We start from the raw sequence: 19978 nt of genomic DNA, 5'->3' as shown, positions 1-19978 counted from the left end.
TCGTGGGCCCGGGTTATTGGCCGTAGATGTCGAACGGGAAGTACTTGCCCTGCACCTGCTGGTAGGTGCCGTTGGCGCGGATCGCGGCGATGGCGGCGTTGAGCCGGGCCAGGTTGGCGCTGTCGCCCTTGCGCACGGCGATGCCGGCGCCGCGGCCGAAGTATTTCGGGTCGCTGATGTCCGGGCCGACCAGGGCGAAGCCTTGGCCCGCCGGGGTCTTGATGAAGCTTTCCTCGGTGTTGACGATGTCGGCGAGGGTGGCGTCCAGGCGGCCGGCTACCAGGTCCAGGAAGGCTTCGTTCTGCGAGGCGTAGCGCACCACTTCGACGCCGGCGGGTTCCAGTTGCTCGGTGGCGTAGCGGTCGTAGGTGGAGGCGCGTTGCACCCCGACCTTGCGGCCCTTGAGGTCGGCGACCGGGTCGTTGAGGGTGCTGCCGGCCTTCATCGCGAACTTGCCGGGGGTGTGGTAGTACTTGTCGGTGAAATCGACCGATTTCAGGCGGTCCTCGGTGATCGACATGGACGACAGCACGGCGTCGATCTTGCGCACCTTCAAGGACGGAATCATTCCGTCGAACTCCTGGATGACCCACTGGCATTTCACCTGCATCTGCGCGCACAGGGCGTTGCCGATGTCGTAGTCGAAGCCGGCCAGCTCACCTGCGGGGGTGCGGTAGGAGAACGGCGGGTAGGCGGCTTCGATGCCGATGCGCAGGCTGCCTTCGTCGGCATGGGTGAGTGCGCTGCAGGCACAAAGTGCCAATGCGCCGAGAAGTCCGGTCTTGTTCATATTCTTGACTCCGGTGGGTGGGGCGGTGCCTGCCATGGCCCGTTGCGGGTGATGGATCAGGTGAGTCAGAAAATGACATGAATAATTTCACAAATCAATATCGTGAAAATATTTGTGTCAACCAGGCGACTGGCGGCCATCCGGATTCGGTTCGCACACATGGGTCAGCGTTTTCCCGCTGGTCTTGCGGGAGGCCGCAGGCTTGGTATTTTGTCCGGGGGTATGGCATAAAGCGCCATATCGCCCATGCCTGAGGATTCTCCATGGCTACCCACAACGTGATCGTCCCCAACCCGCTCGAGCAGTCCATCGATGATCTTGTGAAAGCGGGTCGATACCAGAATTTCAGCGAGGTCGTGCGTGCCGGCCTGCGCATGCTGCTTGCCCATGAGGCTGCAGAGTCGGCCAGGCTTGAAGCGCTGCGCACAGCCACTTCCGCCGGGATCATGCAACTTGAATCCGGCGAGTATGACGAGGTCGATCCGGCGGACCTCGAGGCCTACCTCGACGACCTGGGCAGATTGGCGAGCGGAACAAAGTGACGAGGCCGGTGGTACGTGTCTCGTATCACGCCCGCAGCGATATCGTGGATATCCTGCGCTACACGGAAGTGAAGTTCGGTGCGGCTGCCAGGCTTCGTTATCAGAGTCTGCTGCAGGCAGCGTTTCACTCCCTGGCGTGTGAGCCTGGGCGCATGGGGAGTGCGGCGCGGGATGAGCTGTCGCCGGGGCTCAGGAGCCTGCACCTGTTCTTCTGCAGGCTGGAGGTCGCATCGCAGAGGGTTGCCAGGCCGCGGCATATCGTTTTCTACCGCGCCGTGGCGGGCGAAATCATCGAGATCGTCCGCATCCTTCACGACGCGATGGAGGTCTCCTCGCATCTGGAGCACCTCCATCAGTAGCTGCGGCACGAAAATGGCGGGTGTCAGCGCAAGCGCAGCACCCGATCCAGCGACCATCTCCCGCCACCCCGGGCAACCAGCAACAGGAGCAGGCCAGCCCAGGACAGATGGGTGGGCCAGGCATCGGGGTAGACGAAGATCTCGATCACCGTGGTCATCCCCAGCAGGGCCAGCGCCGACAGGCGGGTGAACAGGCCGAGCACCAGCAGCAGCGGGAACAGGTGCTCGGCATAGGTCGCCAGGTGGGCCGCCAGCCAGGGTGACACCAGCGGCAGGGCATAGTCGCTCTGGAACAGTTCGTAGGTGCCGGGGGTGATGGTGAGCAGCCCTTCGACCTTGGTGCGCCCGGACAGGAAGAAGATCGAGGCGATGCCCAGGCGAGCGACCAGGCACAGCAGGCTGTCGCTCAATAGCCGTTGCAGCCAGTCGGCAAGGCGGTTCCAGTGGTGGCGCAAGCCATGGGCTGACGTGCTGGCGTGGGTGATGTCCATGACGGCTTCCTCAAGCGAAGGTGAGTGGGCGAAAGACTCGGGCTTGCAACAACCGGCCGAGCAGGTCGTTGAAGTCCAGGTCGGGCTGGGCCTGTTCGGCGTGCAGCGACGCCTGTTCCAGTGACAGGCCGGCGGCGCAGGCATCGAGGAAGGCGCAGCCGCCGTGGTTGATGGTCTGGTGGCTCACGCCTTCGCGGTCAGCGCTGAACAGGGCGCCTTCGGCAACCCAGGGTTGGCTCTCGGGCCAGGTCAGATGCTCGCGGCTGTGTTGCCAGAGGCTGTAGGCCGGGTGCGAGCCGAACCACCGCCAGCGCACAGTGGCACGTGGTTGCAGGTGGCTACGGGCGAGGTCGCTCGCGGTCATGCCGGCCAGCTCGGCCAGTTGCAGGCACGGATCGTCAGGCGCGATGAAGGCTTCGGTCCAGGCAAAGTCCAGGCGTGCGACATCCGCCAGGTAAACCAGGCCATGATGGGCCAGATGGTCATCGAGAAAGGCCGGGAACGCCGCGCCATAGTGGATCAGGCGAGCGTCACACGGCGGTGACTGCTGGGCGTAGGCCGTGGCGGCGGCGTGCATCCATTCAGGCCCTACGAGTGTCTCGACACTGGGGAAGTTGGCGCGCAGCGCATCGACGCAGCCGGCCAGCACGGTGTTGCGGTACACCGCGAACGCCGCTTGCCCGGTGAGTGCCGCCAACTCCGGGGCAGGGCGCAGGTACAGGGCGTCGACGAACGCGGTCTGGAACTGGCCAAGGCTGAGGTTCATGGCAGGTCTCCGGTCAGTATCGCCTGGGCAATGGCGCGCTCGGCCAGCAAGTCGTCGAAGGTGGGGATGTTGCCGTCGCGTTCGATCAGGGTCGGCCGTGGGCCGATCCGCTGGATCAGTTGCCGGTACAACGTCCACACTGGCTCGGCGATGCGGGCGTCATGGGAGTCGATCAGCAGGGTGCCCTGGTCGTCATGGCTGTGGCCGGCCAGGTGCACTTCGGTGATGGCTTGGGCGGGAAAGCGCGCAAGGTAGTCCGGCGCGCTGAAGCCGAGGTTGTGGGCACTGACGTGGACGTTGTTGACGTCCAGCAGCAGGCCGCAGCCGGTGCGGCGAACCAGCTCGCCGAGAAAATCGATTTCATCCCAGTCATGGCCGTCCAGGTGCAGGTAGTGGCTGGGGTTCTCGATGGAAATGGCGCGCCCCAATGCCTCCTGGGTGCGCTGGATGTTCGCGCTGATGCGGGCCAGCGCTTCGTGGCTGCGAGGAAAGGGCAGCAGGTCGGGATGGTACTGGCCACGCCAGGTCGACCAGGCCAGGTGCTCCGACACCAGTGCCGGGCGTACCTGTTCGACCAGCAGACGCAGGCGGCGCAGGTGCTCGGCATCCGGTTCGGTGTCCGCCGCCAGTGACAGCGCGACACCGTGCAGCGACAGCGGATGACGCTCGGCCATCCGCTGCAGCCAGGCAAGGCGTGGGCCGCCGACCATGTAGTTCTCCGGGTGGACTTCGAACCACAGCCCGTCGGCGCGGCAGGCCCAGGCCTGGGCATAGTGCTCGGCCTTGAGCCCGAGCCCGGCGCCCATCGTCGTGATCCCGTTCATGGTCGGCGGCCTCTGTTCAGGACTTGATCGGGGTGAGCGAGCCCATCCCGTTGGGGGTCTGGATCGACGTGCAGGTGCCGGTGGGGACGTTCTTCCAGTGCATGCCGTCGTAGTCTTTCTTGGCGCTGCCGGCGCAGGTGGTGCCGGCACCCGCCTTGCAATCGTTCTTGCCGGCCATGGCGACGCCGTAGCATTTCTCCATGGTGGCGCCGGTGCCGGCCGGCTTGGTGTCGTCGGCCATGACGGTGCCGGCCAGTGCGGCGAGGGCGAGGGCGGCAGAGGCGAGGGCGAGGGTTTTCATGGTGGTGTCTCCAGGGGAAGTGGCCGAGGCGGTTTACCGGCGGCTCATGGAGTAGTTCGTGGTGGGGGTGGATCGGGTTACAGGCTCAGGAAAATTTATTTTTTTGCCTTGAGATTGTCTGTGTCCATGAGATCGAGCGCCGCGCGCGGCGCATCGCGGATGAATCCGCTCCTACCTTGGCCGTGATTGTTCGCCTTGCGGTATTTCGGCTGGCGCTCCAGGTGCGGCATGTGCAACCGCTGTAGGAACGGATTCATCCGCGATACGCGCACCACCCCATGACCTGGGACGGGCACCTGGAAGCCTTCACCGTTCATCCGCCACTTGCGCCCGGCACGCTGGCAATGCTTGGATGAAAAGAAACCCACTGACGGTGTAACCCTGGCGGCCGATGCAACGAACTAACTCACAGGACGTGCTCAGCACTCGCGAATCGCAGTTGCAGGCCCTGTTGCTGCAAGGGCTGGCAGGTGACGCCGTCGCCTATCGCCAGTTCCTCTCGGCGTTGGCAGCCCATGTCCGCGGTTTTCTGCGGCGGCGCTTGCCGCAGCACCCGGCCGAGGTCGAGGACCTGCTGCAGGAGGTGCTGCTGGCGGTACACAATGCGCGCCACACCTACCAGGCGCAGCAGCCGCTCACCGCCTGGGTGCAGGCGATCGCCCGCTACAAGCTGGCCGACCACCTGCGCAGCCACGCCCGTCGCGAGGCGCGGCACGATGCGCTGGACGACGACAGCGAACTGTTCGCCCTCAGCGACGAAGAACCCGCCCAGGCCAGTCGCGACCTGGGCAAGCTGCTCGGGCAGTTGCCGGACCGCCAGCGCCTGCCCATCGTGCACGTCAAGCTGGAGGGCCTGTCGGTGGAGGAGACCGCGCGTATCACCGGGCTTTCCAGTTCGGCGGTGAAGGTGGGCATACACCGAGGCCTCAAGGCCCTGGGCAAGTTGATTCGAGGTAAAGGCCATGATGAAGACCGATGAACTGATCAGCCTGCTGGCCACCGCAGAGGGGCCGGTGGACCGCCACGCACTGGCGCGGCGCCTGGGGCTCGCGCTGCTCGCCGGCATGCTGGGCGCGCTGCTGCTGACCGTGGCGCTCTACGGGGTGCGCAGCGACCTGGCCGAGGTGGCGCGCACGCCGCTGTTCTGGGCCAAGGTGGCGTTGCCCACCAGCCTGGCGTTGCTGGGCCTGTGGCTGACCCAGCGACTGGCCCGGCCAGGTGTCAGGGGCGGCGCGCTGTGGGGACTGCTGGGCGTGCCGTTGCTGCTGGTGTGGCTGGGCGCGGCCATCAGCCTGTTCGGTGCTCCGCCGGAGGCGCGGGCCGACCTGATCTTTGGCCGCACCTGGCGTACCTGCGCATTGAACATCACCTTGCTCTCGACACCCGTCTTCATCGGCGTGTTCTGGGCCCTGCGCGGCTTGGCGCCAACCCGTTTGCGCCAGGCGGGTGCCGCCGGCGGGCTGCTTGCCGGTTCCACCGCGACACTGGTGTACTGCCTGCATTGCCCGGAGATGGGCGTGCCGTTCTGGGGGCTCTGGTACCTGCTGGGGATGCTGGTGCCCACAGTGCTTGGCGCAGCGTTGGGGCCGCGCCTGTTGCGCTGGTGATCCGGACGGTTCAGCCCACCCGGGCGCGGTGCCGCTTCTTGCGGTACATGTCGCCGTCCGCATGGCTGAGCAGGGTGTCGGCATCTGCCCCGTCCTCCGGGTAGAACGCCAGGCCGATACTGCAGGACGGCATCCGGACCTCACCGAACTCCGTGCCCAGCGGCTCGGCCATGGCCGAGGCAATCTGTTCCACTTTCTCGTGCACGGCGGCATCCGACGGGATATCCGTCAACAGCACGATGAACTCGTCCCCACCCATTCGCGCCACCGTGTCCGCCTCGCGCACACAGGCCTGCAACCGGTGGGCGATCGTGCAGAGCACGCGATCGCCCACCGCGTGTCCATGGCCATCATTTATGCCTTTGAAGTCATTGATATCCAGGAACAGCAGCGCCAACCTGCGCTGGTGGCGATGTGCTATGCGCAAGGCTGAGGTCAACCGGTCATTGAACAGCGAGCGGTTGGTCAGTTGGGTCAGCGGATCATGGTGGGCAAGGAAACGCAGTTCGTGTTCCGCCTGAGCAAGGGCGGTGATGTTGCGCGCGACCCCGATGCGCGCGCCCACCTCGTCGGACCAGAACGCCGCCCAGAGAATGTGCACCACGCCGCCATCCTTGCGCAGGTAACGGTTGCGGAAATCGAAGTGGGGCGTGCCGTTCATGACCTTGACGATCGAAGCGCGGGTGGCCTCCAGGTCGTCGGGGTGCATGTAGCGGGTGATCGGCGTGCCGGTCAGCTCATCGGCACGGTAACCAAGCAGCGCCTCGCAGGCATTGCTGACGAACACGATGGTGTCGTCCTGGTCGACCACGAACACGGTGTCCAGCATCAGGTGGATCAGCTTGGGGTAGAGCGCTTGCAAGTCAACGGGCATAGGGCGGGGCGTCCGTCACAAAGTGCTCGATCATGGCCCGATCGCGTGGGTGGCTTGAGCGCTCCTGCAGGCCAGCCCGGGATTCCGTTCGCCGCGCGGGGGACAGCATACACAGGGTGGTGCCCGGGCCACCACAGCGGCCCGGATAAAAATGCGCCACCGACAGCGGGCGCCAGGCCCGGCAACTTCCGCGCTACGGTAACGATACTTATAGGTTACTGCGCGCCCCGTTAACCTGTCAGGCACCGCTGGAAGTTGTGTGGATTTCGCGGTCGTCGGAACTTATCGAATATAAAAATTGCACCGGTGTTTATAAATAACGCTGTGTGGCGAGTGCAGTGCTGCCCAGGGATGTATCGAACCAAACCACTCGGCATACAGGCAACTTTTCCATGTAAGGACGCAAAGGAAATTCATGCCATGGCTGAAGTGCAGGGCAAACTAGAAGGTCAGGACCTTGTGGCAGCAGATGAAGTCAGGTCCGCGAAAGACGCGCTGCTGGCGAGCGCGACTTTCAGAAAGTCGCCACGCATGAGTCGGCTGCTGGATTACCTGGTGGAGCAGGCGCTCAAGGAATGCGCCCGGGACACCAGCGAGTATGCGATCGGTATCGGGGTGTTCGACCGCGACCCCCGGTACTACAGCCCGGGAGAGGATCCGGTGGTCCGTGTCCAGGTGGGTCGGCTGCGGGCCAAGCTCAAGCACTACTACGCCGTGGGGGACAACACCGCTTCGCTCGAGATCGTCGTGCCGCTGGGTTGCTACATGCCCGTGTTCCGGCGCCTGCGCCCGGTCACTTGCGGCTTTGAGCAAGGTAGTGCCTTTTCCATCTGCCCCTTCAGGTGCGTGGCGCAAGCCGCCGAGTGGGAGTGTTTCGCCCTGGGGTTGCATGAGGAGCTGACGCACCTGCTGTACAAGAACCTGGGCCGGCGGATCATCGTCGAGCCCGTTGGCACGGCACCGCAACCCATGGTGGGTGGGCATCGCCTGGAAGGCAGTGTGCACGTCGATGCGCAACGCGTGCGTACCAGCGTTCGCCTTATCGAAACGGCCACCGGTTGCGTGACCTGGTCGGAGCAGTTCAACGGTGAGGCCTATCTGGAAATCACTCATCAGGAAGCCTTGGCGTCCTCCATCTGCCAGGCGCTACAAGCATTTCTCGGTGCTTCGCAGCAGCAGCGGATGTGCTTGAGGTTGTAACTAAGACGGCGTTGTTAGTTACGGTAACGCTACTTATTTGATTGCCAGGAGATGCTTACGCTCCTCCCTGAGTCACAAGGAAAGCCAAGGATAGAAAGTTGCTCTTCAGTGACTCAGGTCGTTAGCCGGGAACATAAACGGCTGACATACATCAAAGCGTTAAGGAATGACAGGTGAAACCATGACCACGTTCTCCATGGATTTTGATTTTACTACGGCCGACCAGAAGGCGGTGCTCGGTGCGTTGCAAGCCCAGGGCTACAGCCTGATGGCCTACAAGGGCGCGGTAGGGCCAAACCAGCTTACCGCCGGTGTGCCCACCTGGTTCTCCGTGCCGTTCGGCTCGATGTTCGGGCTGGTCGACATCGAGTACAACCCTCAATACAAGATCTATGTCACCACCCAGGGCAATATCGCTGCCAATACCACGATCCAGATGCAGTCCATTTCCGCGGAGATGTCGCTGGGCAGCGCGCAGACCTTCAACCCCGACGGCAGCTTCGTGTCGGGCGGCGTGTCGGGGGTGCCTGCCGACAGCCTGGGGCTGTTCAACAACCGGCCGGCCGGAACGCCACCGTTGACCGTGGGCCTTGCGGGGCTGGTCACTACACCGAACGGTACCCAGTACCTGCCATTCTGCGCCTTCACCCTGAACCCACAAGGTTCGATCATGATGAAGCCACTGGACAACATCCTGATGGTGGCGGCGCAGCAGAGCCTGCAGTCGGGTAACGTGCAGGCCAGCGTGTCGGCGCCGGGCTGCACCTTCTCCTTCAATGCCAGCACCATCGAATACGACTTGCAGGTGCTGGCAAGTACCTTCGCGATCACCAACCTGCCCGGTACGCCAGCGGTACAGCCGGTAAGCTCTGGCTCGACGATCGGCACCATCGTCAACTCAGGCAGCTGAATGCGCATCGGTTGATGCCATGACACCCGTATCCGCCCTTGGTGGATACGGGTGTTTTCACTTGGGAGAAGCCAATGAATCGCTCCGGATTGAGGGGCTTGGCCTTCGCTTGGCTGCTGGCGGCGCTGCCCTGCAGCGCAGGGACGCAGCTGTTGAACCTCAATGTCGACCTTCAGGCCAGGCAGTTCCTGGTTGCCAACAACCAGTACATCGTCGTGGTGCTGCCCGACCCGGTTTCCGAGGGTGACAATGTCGTGGTGGCCTGCATTCTGCAGCCGATCGCCGACCAGACCACGCTGGTGTTCGACACCACCCTCACGGTCTATGTGTCCCCTGGCGCGGTGGCGTACCCGGGCACACTGACCCTGGGGCCCTGGTCCAAGGCGCAGGCGGGCAATACCTACAGCTTCGATGGCGTGCAGGTGAACGGCGATGGCAGTGGTTTGGCGGGGTACATCGGCATGTATTACGACGCGCCGCAAAATGCCCAGCCTGTCGTCACTGGCGTGGCGAGTTTCATCTACCAGAGCGGTGACCCGCCACCCGATAACCCCGTGCCCGTCAATTACGACAGCCTCAACCCTTTCCAGACGCGATACACCCAGGTACCCGCGCCGACGGTCTGGGTGTTCGTCGCCAGCAATGTCCCCGTTGGCAGCGTGTTGCCCTTGAGCGTGCTGCGGCCGGTGGCGCCCCAGACGATGAGCAGGTCGGCGCGGCCGTCGGCCAGCGCCACGCTGCAGATAGGTCGCTATACCGCGGTGACCCTGAGCGCCTCGAGCCCGCAAAGCGTCTATTTCAATGTGTCGCTCAATGCCTTCGTGCCAGGCAACTATCCCACGCAACCTTGAGTGGCCGAGGTTACGGTATCGATACTTACTTAGGTTTAGCGGGCCAATTACTGTCAGGGCGTGGGTAGCGGTACAGGCTGCACCGCCACCTGCATCCATCAATGAGACAGGGAAGGAAACCAACATGACCGATGTCTATAGCGCCTCGCTGAACGCAGTGGTTGCAACCGGTGGTGCCTACACGGGCGGCAACCAGAACTATGCGGTACCCAACTGCGTGAACGCGCCAGGACAGACCCTCGTGGTCGACGATCGCTACACCTTGAGAGACGGCAATCGCCCGCAGATTTCCGTCAAGTGCCTCACCTTGGGCGGTGGGGCGGGCGGCGCGGCCGCCACGTTCCAGGAAGTGTGACCCTGTGCAGGCGCCGCCCTCGCGGGCGGCGCCCGTACTCAGCGCGCGTAGATCCGTTTTCCGGCGAACCAGGTCTGCAGCACCTGGGTGTCGCGCAATGCTTCGGGCTCGACCGTCAGCACATCGCGGTCGAGCACGATCATGTCGGCCTGCTTGCCTGGCGCGAGCGAACCGACCTGCCGTTCCAGGCGCATGGCCCGGGCGGCATTGAGGGTGTAGGCCTGGAACATGGCCTGGCGGTCGAGGGCTTCATCGGCGTTGAGCACACCCTTCGGGCCTTTGCGGCTGATGGCCTGGTAGATCGCCTGCCAGGGATCGGGGGTACTGATCGGCCAGTCGCTGGCGCCGGCGATGGTCGCACCTTGCTTGAGCAGCGAACGGGCCGGAAAGGTGTGCAGGAAGGCCATGGCGTTCACATACGGCTTGACCAGGTCGAGGTTGGCCGCGTCGGCGCTGGCCCAGTACAGCTGCATCGAGGCGATCACGTCGAGCTGCCTGAAGCGCGGGTACTCCCTGGGGTTGACCATCTGCAGGTGGGTGATGGAGTGGGGGATGCCGCTGCTGCGGTCGCGGCGAGCCTGGGCCACGCCGTCGAGGGCCACGCGCACGGCGCGGTCGCCGATGGCATGCACATGCACCAGCCAGCCTCGGGCATCGGCGGCGCTGACCAGCGCGCCGAAGCGTGCAGGGTCAAGCAGCAGTTCACCGCGCTGCCCTGAGTTCTTGTAGGGCTCGAGCATGGCCGCGCTTTGTGCTGGCATCTCCGCGACGCCGTCGGCGAACACCTTGATGCCGGGCAGGGTGAGGTTACGCACATCGAGAAACTGTTGGCGCACCTTGTCCAGCTGGTCGAGGTCGGCCGGGCTGGCCTTGGAATCAGCCATCAGCAGGGCGGCGACATGGGCGGTCAGTTCGCCGCTTTCAGACAGCGCCTTGTACACCGGCAGCACGCCCAGGGAGTCGTTGTTCACGTCGGCGCCCGGCAGCTCGTTGGCCAGCGGGTCCATCCAGCCGGTGACGCCGAGTTGCTTGTAACGGTCCAGGGCCAGGCGCCCGGCGTTCATCAGGGTGTCGTGGGTGAGGGCTGGCAGCAGGTCGGTGACCGGGTACAGGCTGGCATCGACCAGAAAGCCGTTGGGGCTGCCGTCCGGGTGCCGGCCGATGGTGTTGCGGGCTTCGGCCGGCAGTGCGGCGAGGGTGCTGGCGTCGATCCCGGCGCGGGCGAGCATGGCCTGGTTGGCCCAGCCGGTGTGCATGTCGTTGGCGGCGAACAGAATGGGTTGGGTGGCCCACTCGCCGTGGTTGAAGCGTTGCTCCAGGGCGGCAATGTCGTCCCAGTAGGTGGGGGGCAGGCCGCCGACGCTGAGGAACTCGCCACGCCGGGCCTTGCCGTCGTCGCGCCACTGGCGCAGGCGCTGTTCCAGTTCGTCGAGGGGAACCTGCACGCCGGCCAGGTCGGCCAGCGCCAGTTGCAGGCCGCCCTTGATGGCGTGGGAATGGGAGTCGAGCAGGCCGGGCATCAGCACCTTGCCGCCGAGGTCGATGAGCTGGGTGCCCGTGGTCTTCAGGCGCAGCATGGCCGTGTCGCTGCCGACCGCGACGATTTTCTCGCCCTCCACCGCCACTGCCTGCTGCAGTGGCTGGCCGGGCTCGGCGGTGTAGACCTTGGCGTTGTGCAGGATCAGGTCCACCGCCGCCATACCGGGCAGGGCGGTGCAGGCCAGGCCGGCGCCGAGGGCTATCTTCAGGAGCTGCTTCATTGGCTGCCTCGTGCTGTGTGGTGATGAGGCGGCAGGCTAGCCCGGTGGGTGCAGGCATTAAACGAGCGAACAGGCAAAACTTTTTTCCCATCCGGGAAACAATCGTACGCTTACCTTGTGGTGCGGTCTTGAGATCGAGCGCCGCCCGCGCGGCGCATCGCGGATGAATCCGCTCCTACAGCTGTTGCAACGTGGCCATGACCGATAGGCCATGGTTTTTCGGCTGGCGCTGCCGCCGCCCCGCCTGCCTGTAGGAGCGGATTCATCCGCGATGCGCCGCACAGGCGGCGCTCGATCCCAAAGGCGCTGAAAGGCTGTCGCCGAACACCCTCAATGCCATGAATTGCCGTCAATCCAGTTCTCCATGGATACTGCCCCGCGCCCCACGCGTGCAGAACAGGAAACAACCATGGACAAAATGACGGCCCTGACCATTTTCGTCGCCGCCGCCGAACACGGCAGCTTCAGCCGCGCCGCCGAGCAACTGGGCAAGACCCCCTCGGCCATCACCAAGGCCGTCGCCCACCTGGAAAGCGAGCTCGGCGTGCGCCTGTTCGAGCGCACCACCCGGCGCATGGCCCTGACCGAGGCCGGCACGCTGTACCTCGAAGGCGCGCGCCAGGCGCTGATGCACCTGCAGCGGGTCACCGAGGAAGTGGAACAACTGCAACACGAACTGCGCGGCACCCTGCGCATCACCGCGCCACCGTCGTTCGGCCCGGCATTCCTCAACCAGGTGTGCTGCCGGTTCATGGACGAACACCCGCAGGTGCGCCTGGAGGTGAACCTCAACGACGCCAACGACGACCTGATCGACGGCGGCTACGACCTGTCGCTGCGCGACGGCCCCACCGACCAGCCCGAGCTGATCGCCCAGCCGCTGATCGAGAACCGCGTGATCCTCTGCGCCAGCCCCGACTACCTGGCCCGCCGGGGTAGCGCCATCACCCTGGACAACTACGCCCAGCACGACTGGCTGCTGCTGCGCCACCCGCTGCTCAACCGTAGCTTCTGGTGGATCGAGCACGAGGGCCAGACGCTACGGGTGCGCCAGCCCACGCCGAAGCTGGTGAGCGACAGCTTCGATTTCCTGCTGGCCTGCCTGCTCGATGGGCAGGGCCTGCAGTTCGTGCCCACCTGGAGCGCGGCGCCGTACCTGGCGCGTGGCGAGCTGGTGGAGGTGATGCCTGACTACTGGCGTTCCCTCAGTGCCTTCGGCCCCTGGGTACACGTGCTGTACCTGCCGCACCGGCGCAACACGCGCAAGGTGCAGGCCTTCATCGCGCTGCTGCACGCGCACTTGAAGACGCAGGGATTGCGCGGCTGAGTTTTTCCAGCCAGGCACAAAAGTTGTGCGGGGCGGGGCGATGATCAAGGAGGGGGCACGCCGCTAGGCTGGCGCAGTTCCCACAGGAGTTTCCCCGTCGTGAAGATCCACACGTTCGTCAGCGATATCCGTGACCCTTCGGCACGCGGCCGGCAGATCGGCGAAGCCTTCGCCGAGCAGATCCGCCACACCACCCGGCTGTACCTGGGCTTCTTCCCACGCGTCGGCGTAGCGCCGCAGGAAGCCCAGCGCATCGGCGAGAACAGCCTGGCCGCGCTGGAAGCCTGGAGCCCGGCGCTTGCTGCGGAAATCGCCGGCATGGCTACAGGTGCCGGATTGCCCCTGTGGCAGTTGGCGAGCCTGAACGCCCGCACCGAGGTGCTGGCGGCGCGCACCCGCCACAGCGAATGCTCGACCACTGTGCACGCGCCGCGCGGTCCGCGCGCACCGCAAACCCTGCAGACCTGGGACTGGCACGACAGCCTCTGCCCCCACGGCCTGATGCTGGCGCTGGACACCGAGCGTGGCCTGCGGGTCAAGCTGTTCTGCGAGTTCGGCATGCTGGCCAAGCTTGGGGTCAACAGTGCGGGCCTGGGCCTGCACTTCAACATCCTCCACCACGCCAGCGACAACGCTCACGGCGGCGTGCCGGTGCATGCCATTGCCCGGCGCCTGCTGGAAGAGGCCACCCGCGTCGACGAGGCCATCGAGCTGGCGCGTTCGGCGCGGGTCAGCGCGTCCACCGTGCTCACCGTGTTCTCCCGCGAGGACAACAGCCCCCGCGCCGTGAGCATCGAACTCAGCCCCGAGCGCACCGCGCTGGTGCTGCCGCGCGAGGATGGCTGGCTGCTGCACACCAACCATTTTCTCGACCCGCACCTGAGCGAAGGCGAGCAGGTCGCCGACCGTGCCGACACCGAAGGCCGCCTGGCCCACCTGCGCCAGGTGATCGGCCAGATGGACAGCGCCGACCTGCGTGCCCGGGCCGAAGCGATGTGCGGCGTGGCCGGCGATGCCGCACCCATCTGCTTCCACCCTGACCTGGCGTTGCCTGATACCGAACGCTGGGAAACGCTGCTCAGCGTCGGCATCGATACCGAACAGTGCGCGCTCGACTATGTGGCCGGCACGCCGCTGCAACTGGCCAAGGCCGGCTTCCAGCGCTTCTGAGACCTTCCGCCGCCGTGCCGACCGGTACGGCCCAGCACAATGAGAACAATAACAATGCATGCCCACCCTGCGTCTTCCCGCTCCGCCTTGCGGACCTTCTGTGTCTCCGGCCTTGGCACCGCGCTGGAGTTCTACGACTTCATCATCTACGGCACCGCCGCCGCGCTGGTCTTCCCCCAGGTGTTCTTCCCAGGGCTCGATCACCTGACCGCCACCTTGGTGGCGTTCAGTGCCTTCGGTGCCGGGTTCTTCGCCCGGCCCTTGGGTGGCCTGGTGTTCGGCCACTTCGGTGACCGCGTCGGCAGGCAGAAGGTACTGGTCACCACGCTGCTGTTGATGGGCTTGAGCACTTTCCTGATCGGCTGCCTGCCCAGCCATGCCAGCATCGGCGCGGCAGCCCCGGTGCTGCTGGTGCTGCTGCGCCTGGTCCAGGGCTTTGCCGCCGGCGGCGAGTGGGGCGGGGCGGCGCTGTTTGGCATCGAGTCGGCACCGCCGGGGCGGCGCGGGTTGTGGGGCAGCTTCACGAGCATGGGCATCGGTGTCGGCGGCATTCTCGGCGCGGCGGTGTTCGCCCTGGTCAGCGCCGCGGCAGATGGCAACCTGGTGGATTTCGCCTGGCGCATCCCGTTCTGGCTGGGCGGCACTCTGGTGCTGATCGGCCTGTATGCCCGGCTCAAGGCGCCAGCCGCCATACCCGCGCAGGCACCGGCCCGGGCGCCGCTGGCCGAGGCGTTGCGCCAGCGCCCACGGCAGTTGCTGCTGTGCACCGGGATCGCCTTTGGTTACTGCACCATCGCCTACATCGGCAGCACGTTCTTCCTCACCTACGCCACCCAGGCCGGCTTCGGCAGCACCGAGGCGCTGATGTTCGACCTGACCCTGTCGGTGGCCATCGTGCTGTCGGCGCCGCTGTTCGGGCACCTGTCCGACCGCCTGGGGCGGCGCACGGTGATGGTGTTCGGCGCCTTGGTGATGGCGCTGGGGCTGTTCGTGTTCTTCGCCCTGGTCGACTTGCACAGCTTTGCCATCGCGCTGTTCGCCTATGGCCTGACCGGCGCGCTGATGGGGGCGACCCAGGGGCCGATCCCGGCATTTCTCGGCGAGCAGTTCCCGCGCAGCATGCGCTACTCGGGGATCTCGGCCAGCTACCAGGTCGGCGCGGCGCTGGGGGGCGGCACGGCGTCGAGCATCGCCACGGCGATCCTGATCCTCACCGACCACAATCCCTGGGGGGTGGCCCTCTACGGCGCTGCGGCGCTGCTGCTTGTCGCCGTGTGCTCGCTGATGCTCAAGGAAACGGCGCGCTTGAGCATGGCGCAGATTGATGAGCCCTGGCCGGCCTGTGCGGACCGTGCCGTGGTGACCGGGCTGTAGCGCGGGATCAGAGGTTGGCCAGCACTTCGGCGGCGGTGGTCACCTGGCCGAAGTGGTGCTTCCACAGGTCGATGCCCAGTTGCCCGGAGCGGTCCAGCGAGGAGCCCGAGGTGAGGTCGGTCACCAGGGTCGGGTTGAGCCCGGCATCGAACAGGGCGAAACCGGCCGCCAGCACGCAGGTTTCGGTCTGCAGGCCGCACACCAGCACGCGGTCGACGTTCAGGCTCTTGATGTAGGCGAGGGTTTCGGCGGTTTGCCCGTAGCCGTGCTTGACGAACACCTTGTCGGCCTCGACCAGGGCTACGTCCTCGGCGGCCGGGTGCCAGCCGAGCTGGCGCTGGAACGGGGTGACCTGCTCGTCGTGCAATTCGATGGAGGCAACGGTGGGGATGGTCGCCGACAGCCGGCGAATGCCGTCCACCAGTCGCTCGGACGGGCTGAAGGTGGATTGCACGTCTACGATGAGCAGTACTTGCCGCATTGATATTTACCGATCCAGGTACGAAGGGCGCCGAGTATAGCGCCGAGCGCCTCGTGGGGGGCGTTCGTCCTGGGTCTGAACGTGGTGGATACGCCGCAGCGAAGGGGCGCTCATGCAACGGATCGTGATTCTGGGCAACGCGGGCAGCGGCAAGTCGACCTTGGCCAGGGCGATTGGCGCGCGGTTGGGGCTGCCGGTGGTGCACCTGGACCGGTTGTACTGGGAGCCTGGCTGGGAGGAGGCGGACGACGAGGTGTTTCGCGAGCGGGTGGTGCAGGCGCTCGCGGGTGGCAGTTGGGTGACCGATGGTAATTATTCGCGGCGTACCTTCGATTTGCGCCTGCCCCACGCCGACCTGGTGATCTGGCTGGACACGCCGCGGCTGACTTGCCTGAGGCGGGTTATTCAGCGTTCGTTGCTCAAGCCTCCGAGGCCTGACCTGCCGCAGGGGTGCAATGAGAAACCGAACAAGGATTTTCTCGAATTTCTCAAGTTCGTCTGGCATTTCGACCGGGTCAGTCGATTGGGGATCGAGGCGTTGCGCCTGGCCATCGGGGCGCAGGTGCCCGTGGTGCACCTGGGCAATGCGCGGGAGGTGGCAGCGTTTGTGGGCGGATTGTCTGGGGTGGTGTCTGGCGAGGGGGAGGCAGTGATCTCGAGATCGAGCGCCGCCCGCGCGGCGCATCGCGGATGAATCCGCTCCTACATTTGCTGCAACGTGCCGCACCTGCAAGGCCATGGTTGCCAGCCTTGGCGCATGGTTTGAGTCAGGCGGGGCGGCGGTAGCGCCAGCCGACAATCCGCGTCGGACAAACAAGGCGAACAACCATGGCCTATCGGTCATGGTCACGTTGCAACAGATGTAGGAGCGGATTCATCCGCGATGCGCCGCGCGGGCGGCGCTCGATTTCATGGGCGCCACCACACGCTCGTCAAACACCTCGAAAGCACTCACCCTCAAGCCGCCAACCGCCCGCTGGCGATGGCCTCCGACGCCGCCAGCATCGCCCGCAGCAACACCGCGCAACCCGCCGCCAGGTCCTGCGGCGTGGCGTTCTCGATCTCGTTGTGGCTGATCCCGCCTTCACACGGCACGAAGATCATCCCCGCCGGCCCCAGTTCGGCGAGGAAGATCGCGTCATGCCCGGCACCGCTGACGATGTCCATGTGCGGCAAACCCAGGCTGCGCGCCGAGTCGCGCACGGCATCGACGCAGCCACGGTCGAAGTACAGCGCTGGGAAGTCGGCGGTCGGGGTCAGCTCGAAACTCAGGCCGTGCTTGGCGCAGGTGGCGTCGATCACTGCGCGCACCTCGCTGATCATCGCGTTCAACTGCTCACCCTCGAGGTGACGGAAATCCAGGGTCATGCGCACTTCGCCGGGGATCACGTTGCGCGAGCCCGGGTAGGCCTGCAGGCAACCGACCGTGCCGCAGGCATGGGGTTGGTGGGCGAGGGCGGTGCGGTTGACCGCCTCGACCACGGCGGCGGCGCCGACCAGGGCGTCCTTGCGCAGGTGCATGGGGGTTGGGCCGGCGTGGGCCTCTACGCCGCGCAGGGTGAGGTCGAACCACTTCTGGCCGAGGGCCCCGAGCACCACGCCGATGGTCTTGCGCTGGTCCTCGAGGATCGGGCCTTGCTCGATATGCGCCTCGAAGTAGGCACCCACCGGGTGGCCGAGCACCGCGCGCGGGCCGGCGTAGCCGATGGCGTTCAGCGCCTCGCCGACGCTCACGCCCTGGGCGTCGCGCTTGGCCAGGGTCTCTTCGAGGGTGAATTTGCCGGCGAACACCCCTGAACCCATCATGCACGGGGCGAAGCGCGAGCCTTCTTCGTTGGTCCACACCACCACTTCCAGTGGCGCCTCGGTTTCCACGCCGAGGTCGTTGAGGGTGCGGAGCACTTCCAGGCCGGCCATGACCCCGAAGCAGCCGTCGAACTTGCCGCCGGTGGGCTGGGTGTCGATATGGCTGCCGGTCATCACCGGGGGCAGTTTGGCGTTGCGCCCGGGGCGGCGGGCGAAGATGTTGCCGACAGCGTCGATGCTGACGCTGCAGCCGGCGGCCTGGGTCCATTGCACGAACAGGTCGCGGGCCTGGCGGTCGAGGTCGGTCAGGGCCAGGCGGCAGACGCCGCCTTTCTGGGTGGCGCCGAGGCAGGCGAGGTCCATCAGCGATTGCCACAGGCGGGCGCTGTCGACGTGGTGCTCGGTGGATTGCAGGACTTCCGTGGCGAGGGTGGTCATGGGTGTCTCCTCAGGGCTTTGTTGTTCTTGGGGGCGGTTCGCCGGCAAGCCGGCTCCTACAGGGAAAGCACACGTGTAGGAGCCGGCTTGCCGGCGAACCCTGGCTCATGGCAACGGCTTGGCCAGGCGCGCCGGGCCGCGCAGCGCCAGGCCGCCCAGGGCGTAGTAGAGCCCGCCACCGAGCAAGGATCCGGTGAACCAGCCGTAGTCGTAGAACCAGCTGAAGCTACTGTTGCCGATGGCCATCACGGTCAGCGCCACCGGCACGGCGAAGGCGGCGAAGCCGGCCCAGTTCCACGCCGGGTACACGTCGTCGCGGTACAGCCCGGCCAGGTCCAGCTGCTGGCGGCGCACCAGGAAGTAGTCCACCACCATGATCCCGGCGATCGGCCCGAGCAGGCTGGAATAACCCAGCAGCCAGTTGGAGTAGACACTCTCCAGGCTCAGGTCGGAAACGATCCAGCCCAGCTTCTTGAGCAGTTCGTGGCCCATCAGCGCCAAACCGATGAACCCGGTCAGCCACACCGCCCGGCTGCGCCCGATCAACCGTGGGGCGATGTTCTGGAAGTCGTTGGTCGGCGAGACGATGTTCGCCGCGGTGTTGGTCGACAGGGTGGCGATGATGATCAGCGCCATGGCCAGGGCCACCCAGCCCGGGCTCTGGATATGGCCGATCAGGCTCACCGGGTCGGACACCGTCTGGCCCACCAGCGAGGCCGAGGCGGCGGTCATGATCACCCCCAGCGCGGCGAACAGGAACATGGTCAGCGGCAGGCCGAAGATCTGCCCGAGGATCTGGTCCTTCTGGCTTTTCGCGTAGCGGCTGAAGTCGGGGATGTTCAGCGACAGGGTGGCCCAGAACCCGACCATGGCCGTGAGCCCGGCGCAGAAGTAGCTGACCACGCTGGCCCCTTCAGGGCGTTTCGGTGGTTGCGCCAGCAACTCGGTCATCGACATGTGCGGCAGCGCCCAGAACAGCAGGCCGACCCCGACCGCCACCAGCAGCGGCGCCGACAGCGTTTCCAGCCACTTGATCGACTCCGCCCCGCGCAGCACCACCCACAGGTTCAGCGACCAGAACAGCATGAAGCCGATCACTTCGCCGGTGCCGCCCAGGGCCTTCCACTCGGGGAACAGCGAGCCGAGGAACAGGTGGATGGCCAGGCCGCCGAACAGGGTCTGGATACCGAACCAGCCGCACGCCACCACGGCGCGGATCAGGCACGGCACGTTGGAGCCGAAGATACCGAACGATGAACGCAGCAGCACTGGGAAGGGGATGCCGTACTTGGTGCCAGGGAAGGCGTTGAGCGTAAGCGGAATCAGCACGATCAGGTTGGCCAGCAGGATCGCCAGCAGCGCCTCGCCCACGCTCAGGCCGAAGTAGGCGGTGAGCACGCCGCCGAGAGTGTAGGTGGGCACGCAGATGGACATGCCCACCCACAGCGCGGTGATGTGCCACTTGTTCCAGGTGCGCTGGTGCACCTTGGTGGGGGCGATGTCGTGGTTGTAGCGGGGGCTGTCGAGGACGTCGTTGCCGGCGTCGAGCTCGTACAGGCCGTGCTGCTCGACCACTTGCGATCTGCTCTGTTGCATGGGGCTCTCCAGGTTCTTCTTGTCGTTGTTCGCTCATCGGGCTAAGGCGATGGCCGGAGTACACGCAAACATCCATTACCGCACCTGCGGCCCGGCCAGGCGGTTGTGGCCTGCGTCTTCAACAAACGTGCCGGGTCGGCCAGCGCCTTCCCGGCG

23 protein-coding genes are annotated in these 19978 nt (G+C 65.7%); 12 read left to right on the top strand and 11 right to left on the bottom strand.

The features are described from left to right. Positions 1-13: 13 nt before the first annotated feature. A complete protein-coding gene (gene aotJ / locus NGM28_RS06230; RefSeq protein ID WP_252089192.1) occupies positions 14-790 on the bottom strand; it encodes an L-arginine-binding protein AotJ in 777 nt (258 codons plus the stop codon). Between the two features lie 263 nt (positions 791-1053). Between aotJ and NGM28_RS06225 the strand changes: the two genes are divergently transcribed. Then, positions 1054-1332, top strand: a complete 279-nt coding sequence (locus NGM28_RS06225; RefSeq protein ID WP_252089191.1) for a type II toxin-antitoxin system ParD family antitoxin — start codon at positions 1054-1056, stop codon at positions 1330-1332. A gap of 8 nt (positions 1333-1340) precedes the next feature. After that, positions 1341-1691 (top strand): type II toxin-antitoxin system RelE/ParE family toxin, encoded by a 351-nt coding sequence (locus tag NGM28_RS06220; RefSeq protein ID WP_353620513.1) that lies wholly within the window; start codon positions 1341-1343, stop codon positions 1689-1691. 23 nt (positions 1692-1714) lie between these two features. On the opposite strand, the gene NGM28_RS06215 is transcribed toward NGM28_RS06220, so the two are convergent. From NGM28_RS06215 to NGM28_RS06195, 5 genes are all read right to left on the bottom strand, one after another. After that, complete coding sequence (locus NGM28_RS06215; RefSeq protein WP_213657311.1) at positions 1715-2182, bottom strand: DoxX family protein; 468 nt, start codon at positions 2180-2182, stop codon at positions 1715-1717. A gap of 10 nt (positions 2183-2192) precedes the next feature. After that, on the bottom strand, positions 2193-2948 hold the full coding sequence (locus tag NGM28_RS06210) for an HvfC/BufC N-terminal domain-containing protein (RefSeq protein ID WP_252089189.1): 756 nt from the start codon (positions 2946-2948) through the stop codon (positions 2193-2195). Then, the gene (gene bufB, locus NGM28_RS06205; protein ID WP_430624198.1) at positions 2945-3772 is read right to left on the bottom strand and encodes an MNIO family bufferin maturase; all 828 of its coding nucleotides are present in this window, start codon (positions 3770-3772) and stop codon (positions 2945-2947) included. The genes NGM28_RS06210 and bufB overlap by 4 nt, the downstream gene beginning before the upstream one ends. A gap of 16 nt (positions 3773-3788) precedes the next feature. Continuing rightward, complete coding sequence (locus NGM28_RS06200) at positions 3789-4073, bottom strand: BufA1 family periplasmic bufferin-type metallophore (RefSeq protein ID WP_240064497.1); 285 nt, start codon at positions 4071-4073, stop codon at positions 3789-3791. Between the two features lie 95 nt (positions 4074-4168). Continuing rightward, positions 4169-4390 carry a hypothetical protein gene (locus tag NGM28_RS06195; protein ID WP_252089188.1) on the bottom strand — a complete coding sequence of 74 codons (222 nt, stop codon included), beginning with the start codon at positions 4388-4390 and terminating at the stop codon, positions 4169-4171. A gap of 74 nt (positions 4391-4464) precedes the next feature. Here NGM28_RS06195 and NGM28_RS06190 point away from each other — a divergent pair, with 74 nt between their 5' ends. Both NGM28_RS06190 and NGM28_RS06185 read left to right on the top strand, forming a co-directional pair. After that, positions 4465-5052 carry a sigma-70 family RNA polymerase sigma factor gene (locus NGM28_RS06190; protein WP_252089187.1) on the top strand — a complete coding sequence of 196 codons (588 nt, stop codon included), beginning with the start codon at positions 4465-4467 and terminating at the stop codon, positions 5050-5052. Beyond that, a complete protein-coding gene (locus NGM28_RS06185; protein WP_252089371.1) occupies positions 5039-5680 on the top strand; it encodes a DUF1109 domain-containing protein in 642 nt (213 codons plus the stop codon). Before NGM28_RS06190 ends, NGM28_RS06185 begins: the two co-directional genes overlap by 14 nt. A 10-nt stretch (positions 5681-5690) precedes the next feature. On the opposite strand, the gene NGM28_RS06180 is transcribed toward NGM28_RS06185, so the two are convergent. Beyond that, positions 5691-6554 carry a sensor domain-containing diguanylate cyclase gene (locus tag NGM28_RS06180; protein WP_240064500.1) on the bottom strand — a complete coding sequence of 288 codons (864 nt, stop codon included), beginning with the start codon at positions 6552-6554 and terminating at the stop codon, positions 5691-5693. Positions 6555-7085: 531 nt separating this feature from the next. Here NGM28_RS06180 and NGM28_RS06175 point away from each other — a divergent pair. The 4 genes from NGM28_RS06175 (at position 7086) to NGM28_RS06160 (ending at position 9870) form a co-directional block, all read left to right on the top strand. Continuing rightward, positions 7086-7754 (top strand): hypothetical protein, encoded by a 669-nt coding sequence (locus NGM28_RS06175; RefSeq protein WP_240064501.1) that lies wholly within the window; start codon positions 7086-7088, stop codon positions 7752-7754. A 181-nt stretch (positions 7755-7935) separates the two neighbouring features. After that, positions 7936-8664, top strand: a complete 729-nt coding sequence (locus NGM28_RS06170) for a hypothetical protein (protein WP_252089185.1) — start codon at positions 7936-7938, stop codon at positions 8662-8664. Between the two features lie 98 nt (positions 8665-8762). Continuing rightward, positions 8763-9515 (top strand): hypothetical protein, encoded by a 753-nt coding sequence (locus tag NGM28_RS06165; protein ID WP_252089183.1) that lies wholly within the window; start codon positions 8763-8765, stop codon positions 9513-9515. Between the two features lie 124 nt (positions 9516-9639). Then, the gene (locus NGM28_RS06160; protein WP_240064504.1) at positions 9640-9870 is read left to right on the top strand and encodes a hypothetical protein; all 231 of its coding nucleotides are present in this window, start codon (positions 9640-9642) and stop codon (positions 9868-9870) included. A 38-nt stretch (positions 9871-9908) separates the two neighbouring features. Here the strand turns inward: NGM28_RS06160 and NGM28_RS06155 are convergent, their stop codons facing one another. Further along, a complete protein-coding gene (locus tag NGM28_RS06155) occupies positions 9909-11630 on the bottom strand; it encodes an amidohydrolase (protein WP_252089182.1) in 1722 nt (573 codons plus the stop codon). A 409-nt stretch (positions 11631-12039) separates the two neighbouring features. Between NGM28_RS06155 and NGM28_RS06150 the strand changes: the two genes are divergently transcribed. The 3 genes from NGM28_RS06150 (at position 12040) to NGM28_RS06140 (ending at position 15501) form a co-directional block, all read left to right on the top strand. Further along, positions 12040-12957 (top strand): LysR family transcriptional regulator, encoded by a 918-nt coding sequence (locus NGM28_RS06150; protein ID WP_240064506.1) that lies wholly within the window; start codon positions 12040-12042, stop codon positions 12955-12957. A gap of 99 nt (positions 12958-13056) precedes the next feature. Continuing rightward, the gene (locus tag NGM28_RS06145; protein ID WP_252089181.1) at positions 13057-14127 is read left to right on the top strand and encodes a C45 family autoproteolytic acyltransferase/hydrolase; all 1071 of its coding nucleotides are present in this window, start codon (positions 13057-13059) and stop codon (positions 14125-14127) included. A gap of 54 nt (positions 14128-14181) precedes the next feature. Then, entirely contained in the window at positions 14182-15501 is a 1320-nt protein-coding gene (locus NGM28_RS06140; protein ID WP_252089177.1) for an MFS transporter, read from the top strand. Positions 15502-15508: 7 nt separating this feature from the next. Here NGM28_RS06140 and NGM28_RS06135 read toward each other — a convergent pair whose 3' ends face one another. Beyond that, positions 15509-15982, bottom strand: a complete 474-nt coding sequence (locus tag NGM28_RS06135; protein ID WP_252089175.1) for an isochorismatase family protein — start codon at positions 15980-15982, stop codon at positions 15509-15511. 112 nt (positions 15983-16094) lie between these two features. Here NGM28_RS06135 and NGM28_RS06130 point away from each other — a divergent pair, with 112 nt between their 5' ends. Then, the gene (locus tag NGM28_RS06130; protein ID WP_252089173.1) at positions 16095-16676 is read left to right on the top strand and encodes a P-loop NTPase family protein; all 582 of its coding nucleotides are present in this window, start codon (positions 16095-16097) and stop codon (positions 16674-16676) included. Positions 16677-16939: 263 nt separating this feature from the next. Here NGM28_RS06130 and NGM28_RS06125 read toward each other — a convergent pair whose 3' ends face one another. Next, entirely contained in the window at positions 16940-18226 is a 1287-nt protein-coding gene (locus NGM28_RS06125) for a Zn-dependent hydrolase (protein ID WP_252089171.1), read from the bottom strand. 105 nt (positions 18227-18331) lie between these two features. Beyond that, a complete protein-coding gene (locus NGM28_RS06120; RefSeq protein WP_252089169.1) occupies positions 18332-19822 on the bottom strand; it encodes an NCS1 family nucleobase:cation symporter-1 in 1491 nt (496 codons plus the stop codon). Between the last annotated feature and the right edge of the window lie 156 nt (positions 19823-19978).

Origin of the sequence: Pseudomonas sp. MWU13-3659, assembly GCF_023757525.1 — a bacterium.
Lineage (GTDB): Bacteria > Pseudomonadota > Gammaproteobacteria > Pseudomonadales > Pseudomonadaceae > Aquipseudomonas > Aquipseudomonas entomophila_E.
Note: the sequence above shows the minus strand (reverse complement) of the source record. Positions and strands in the feature narration are given on the sequence as shown.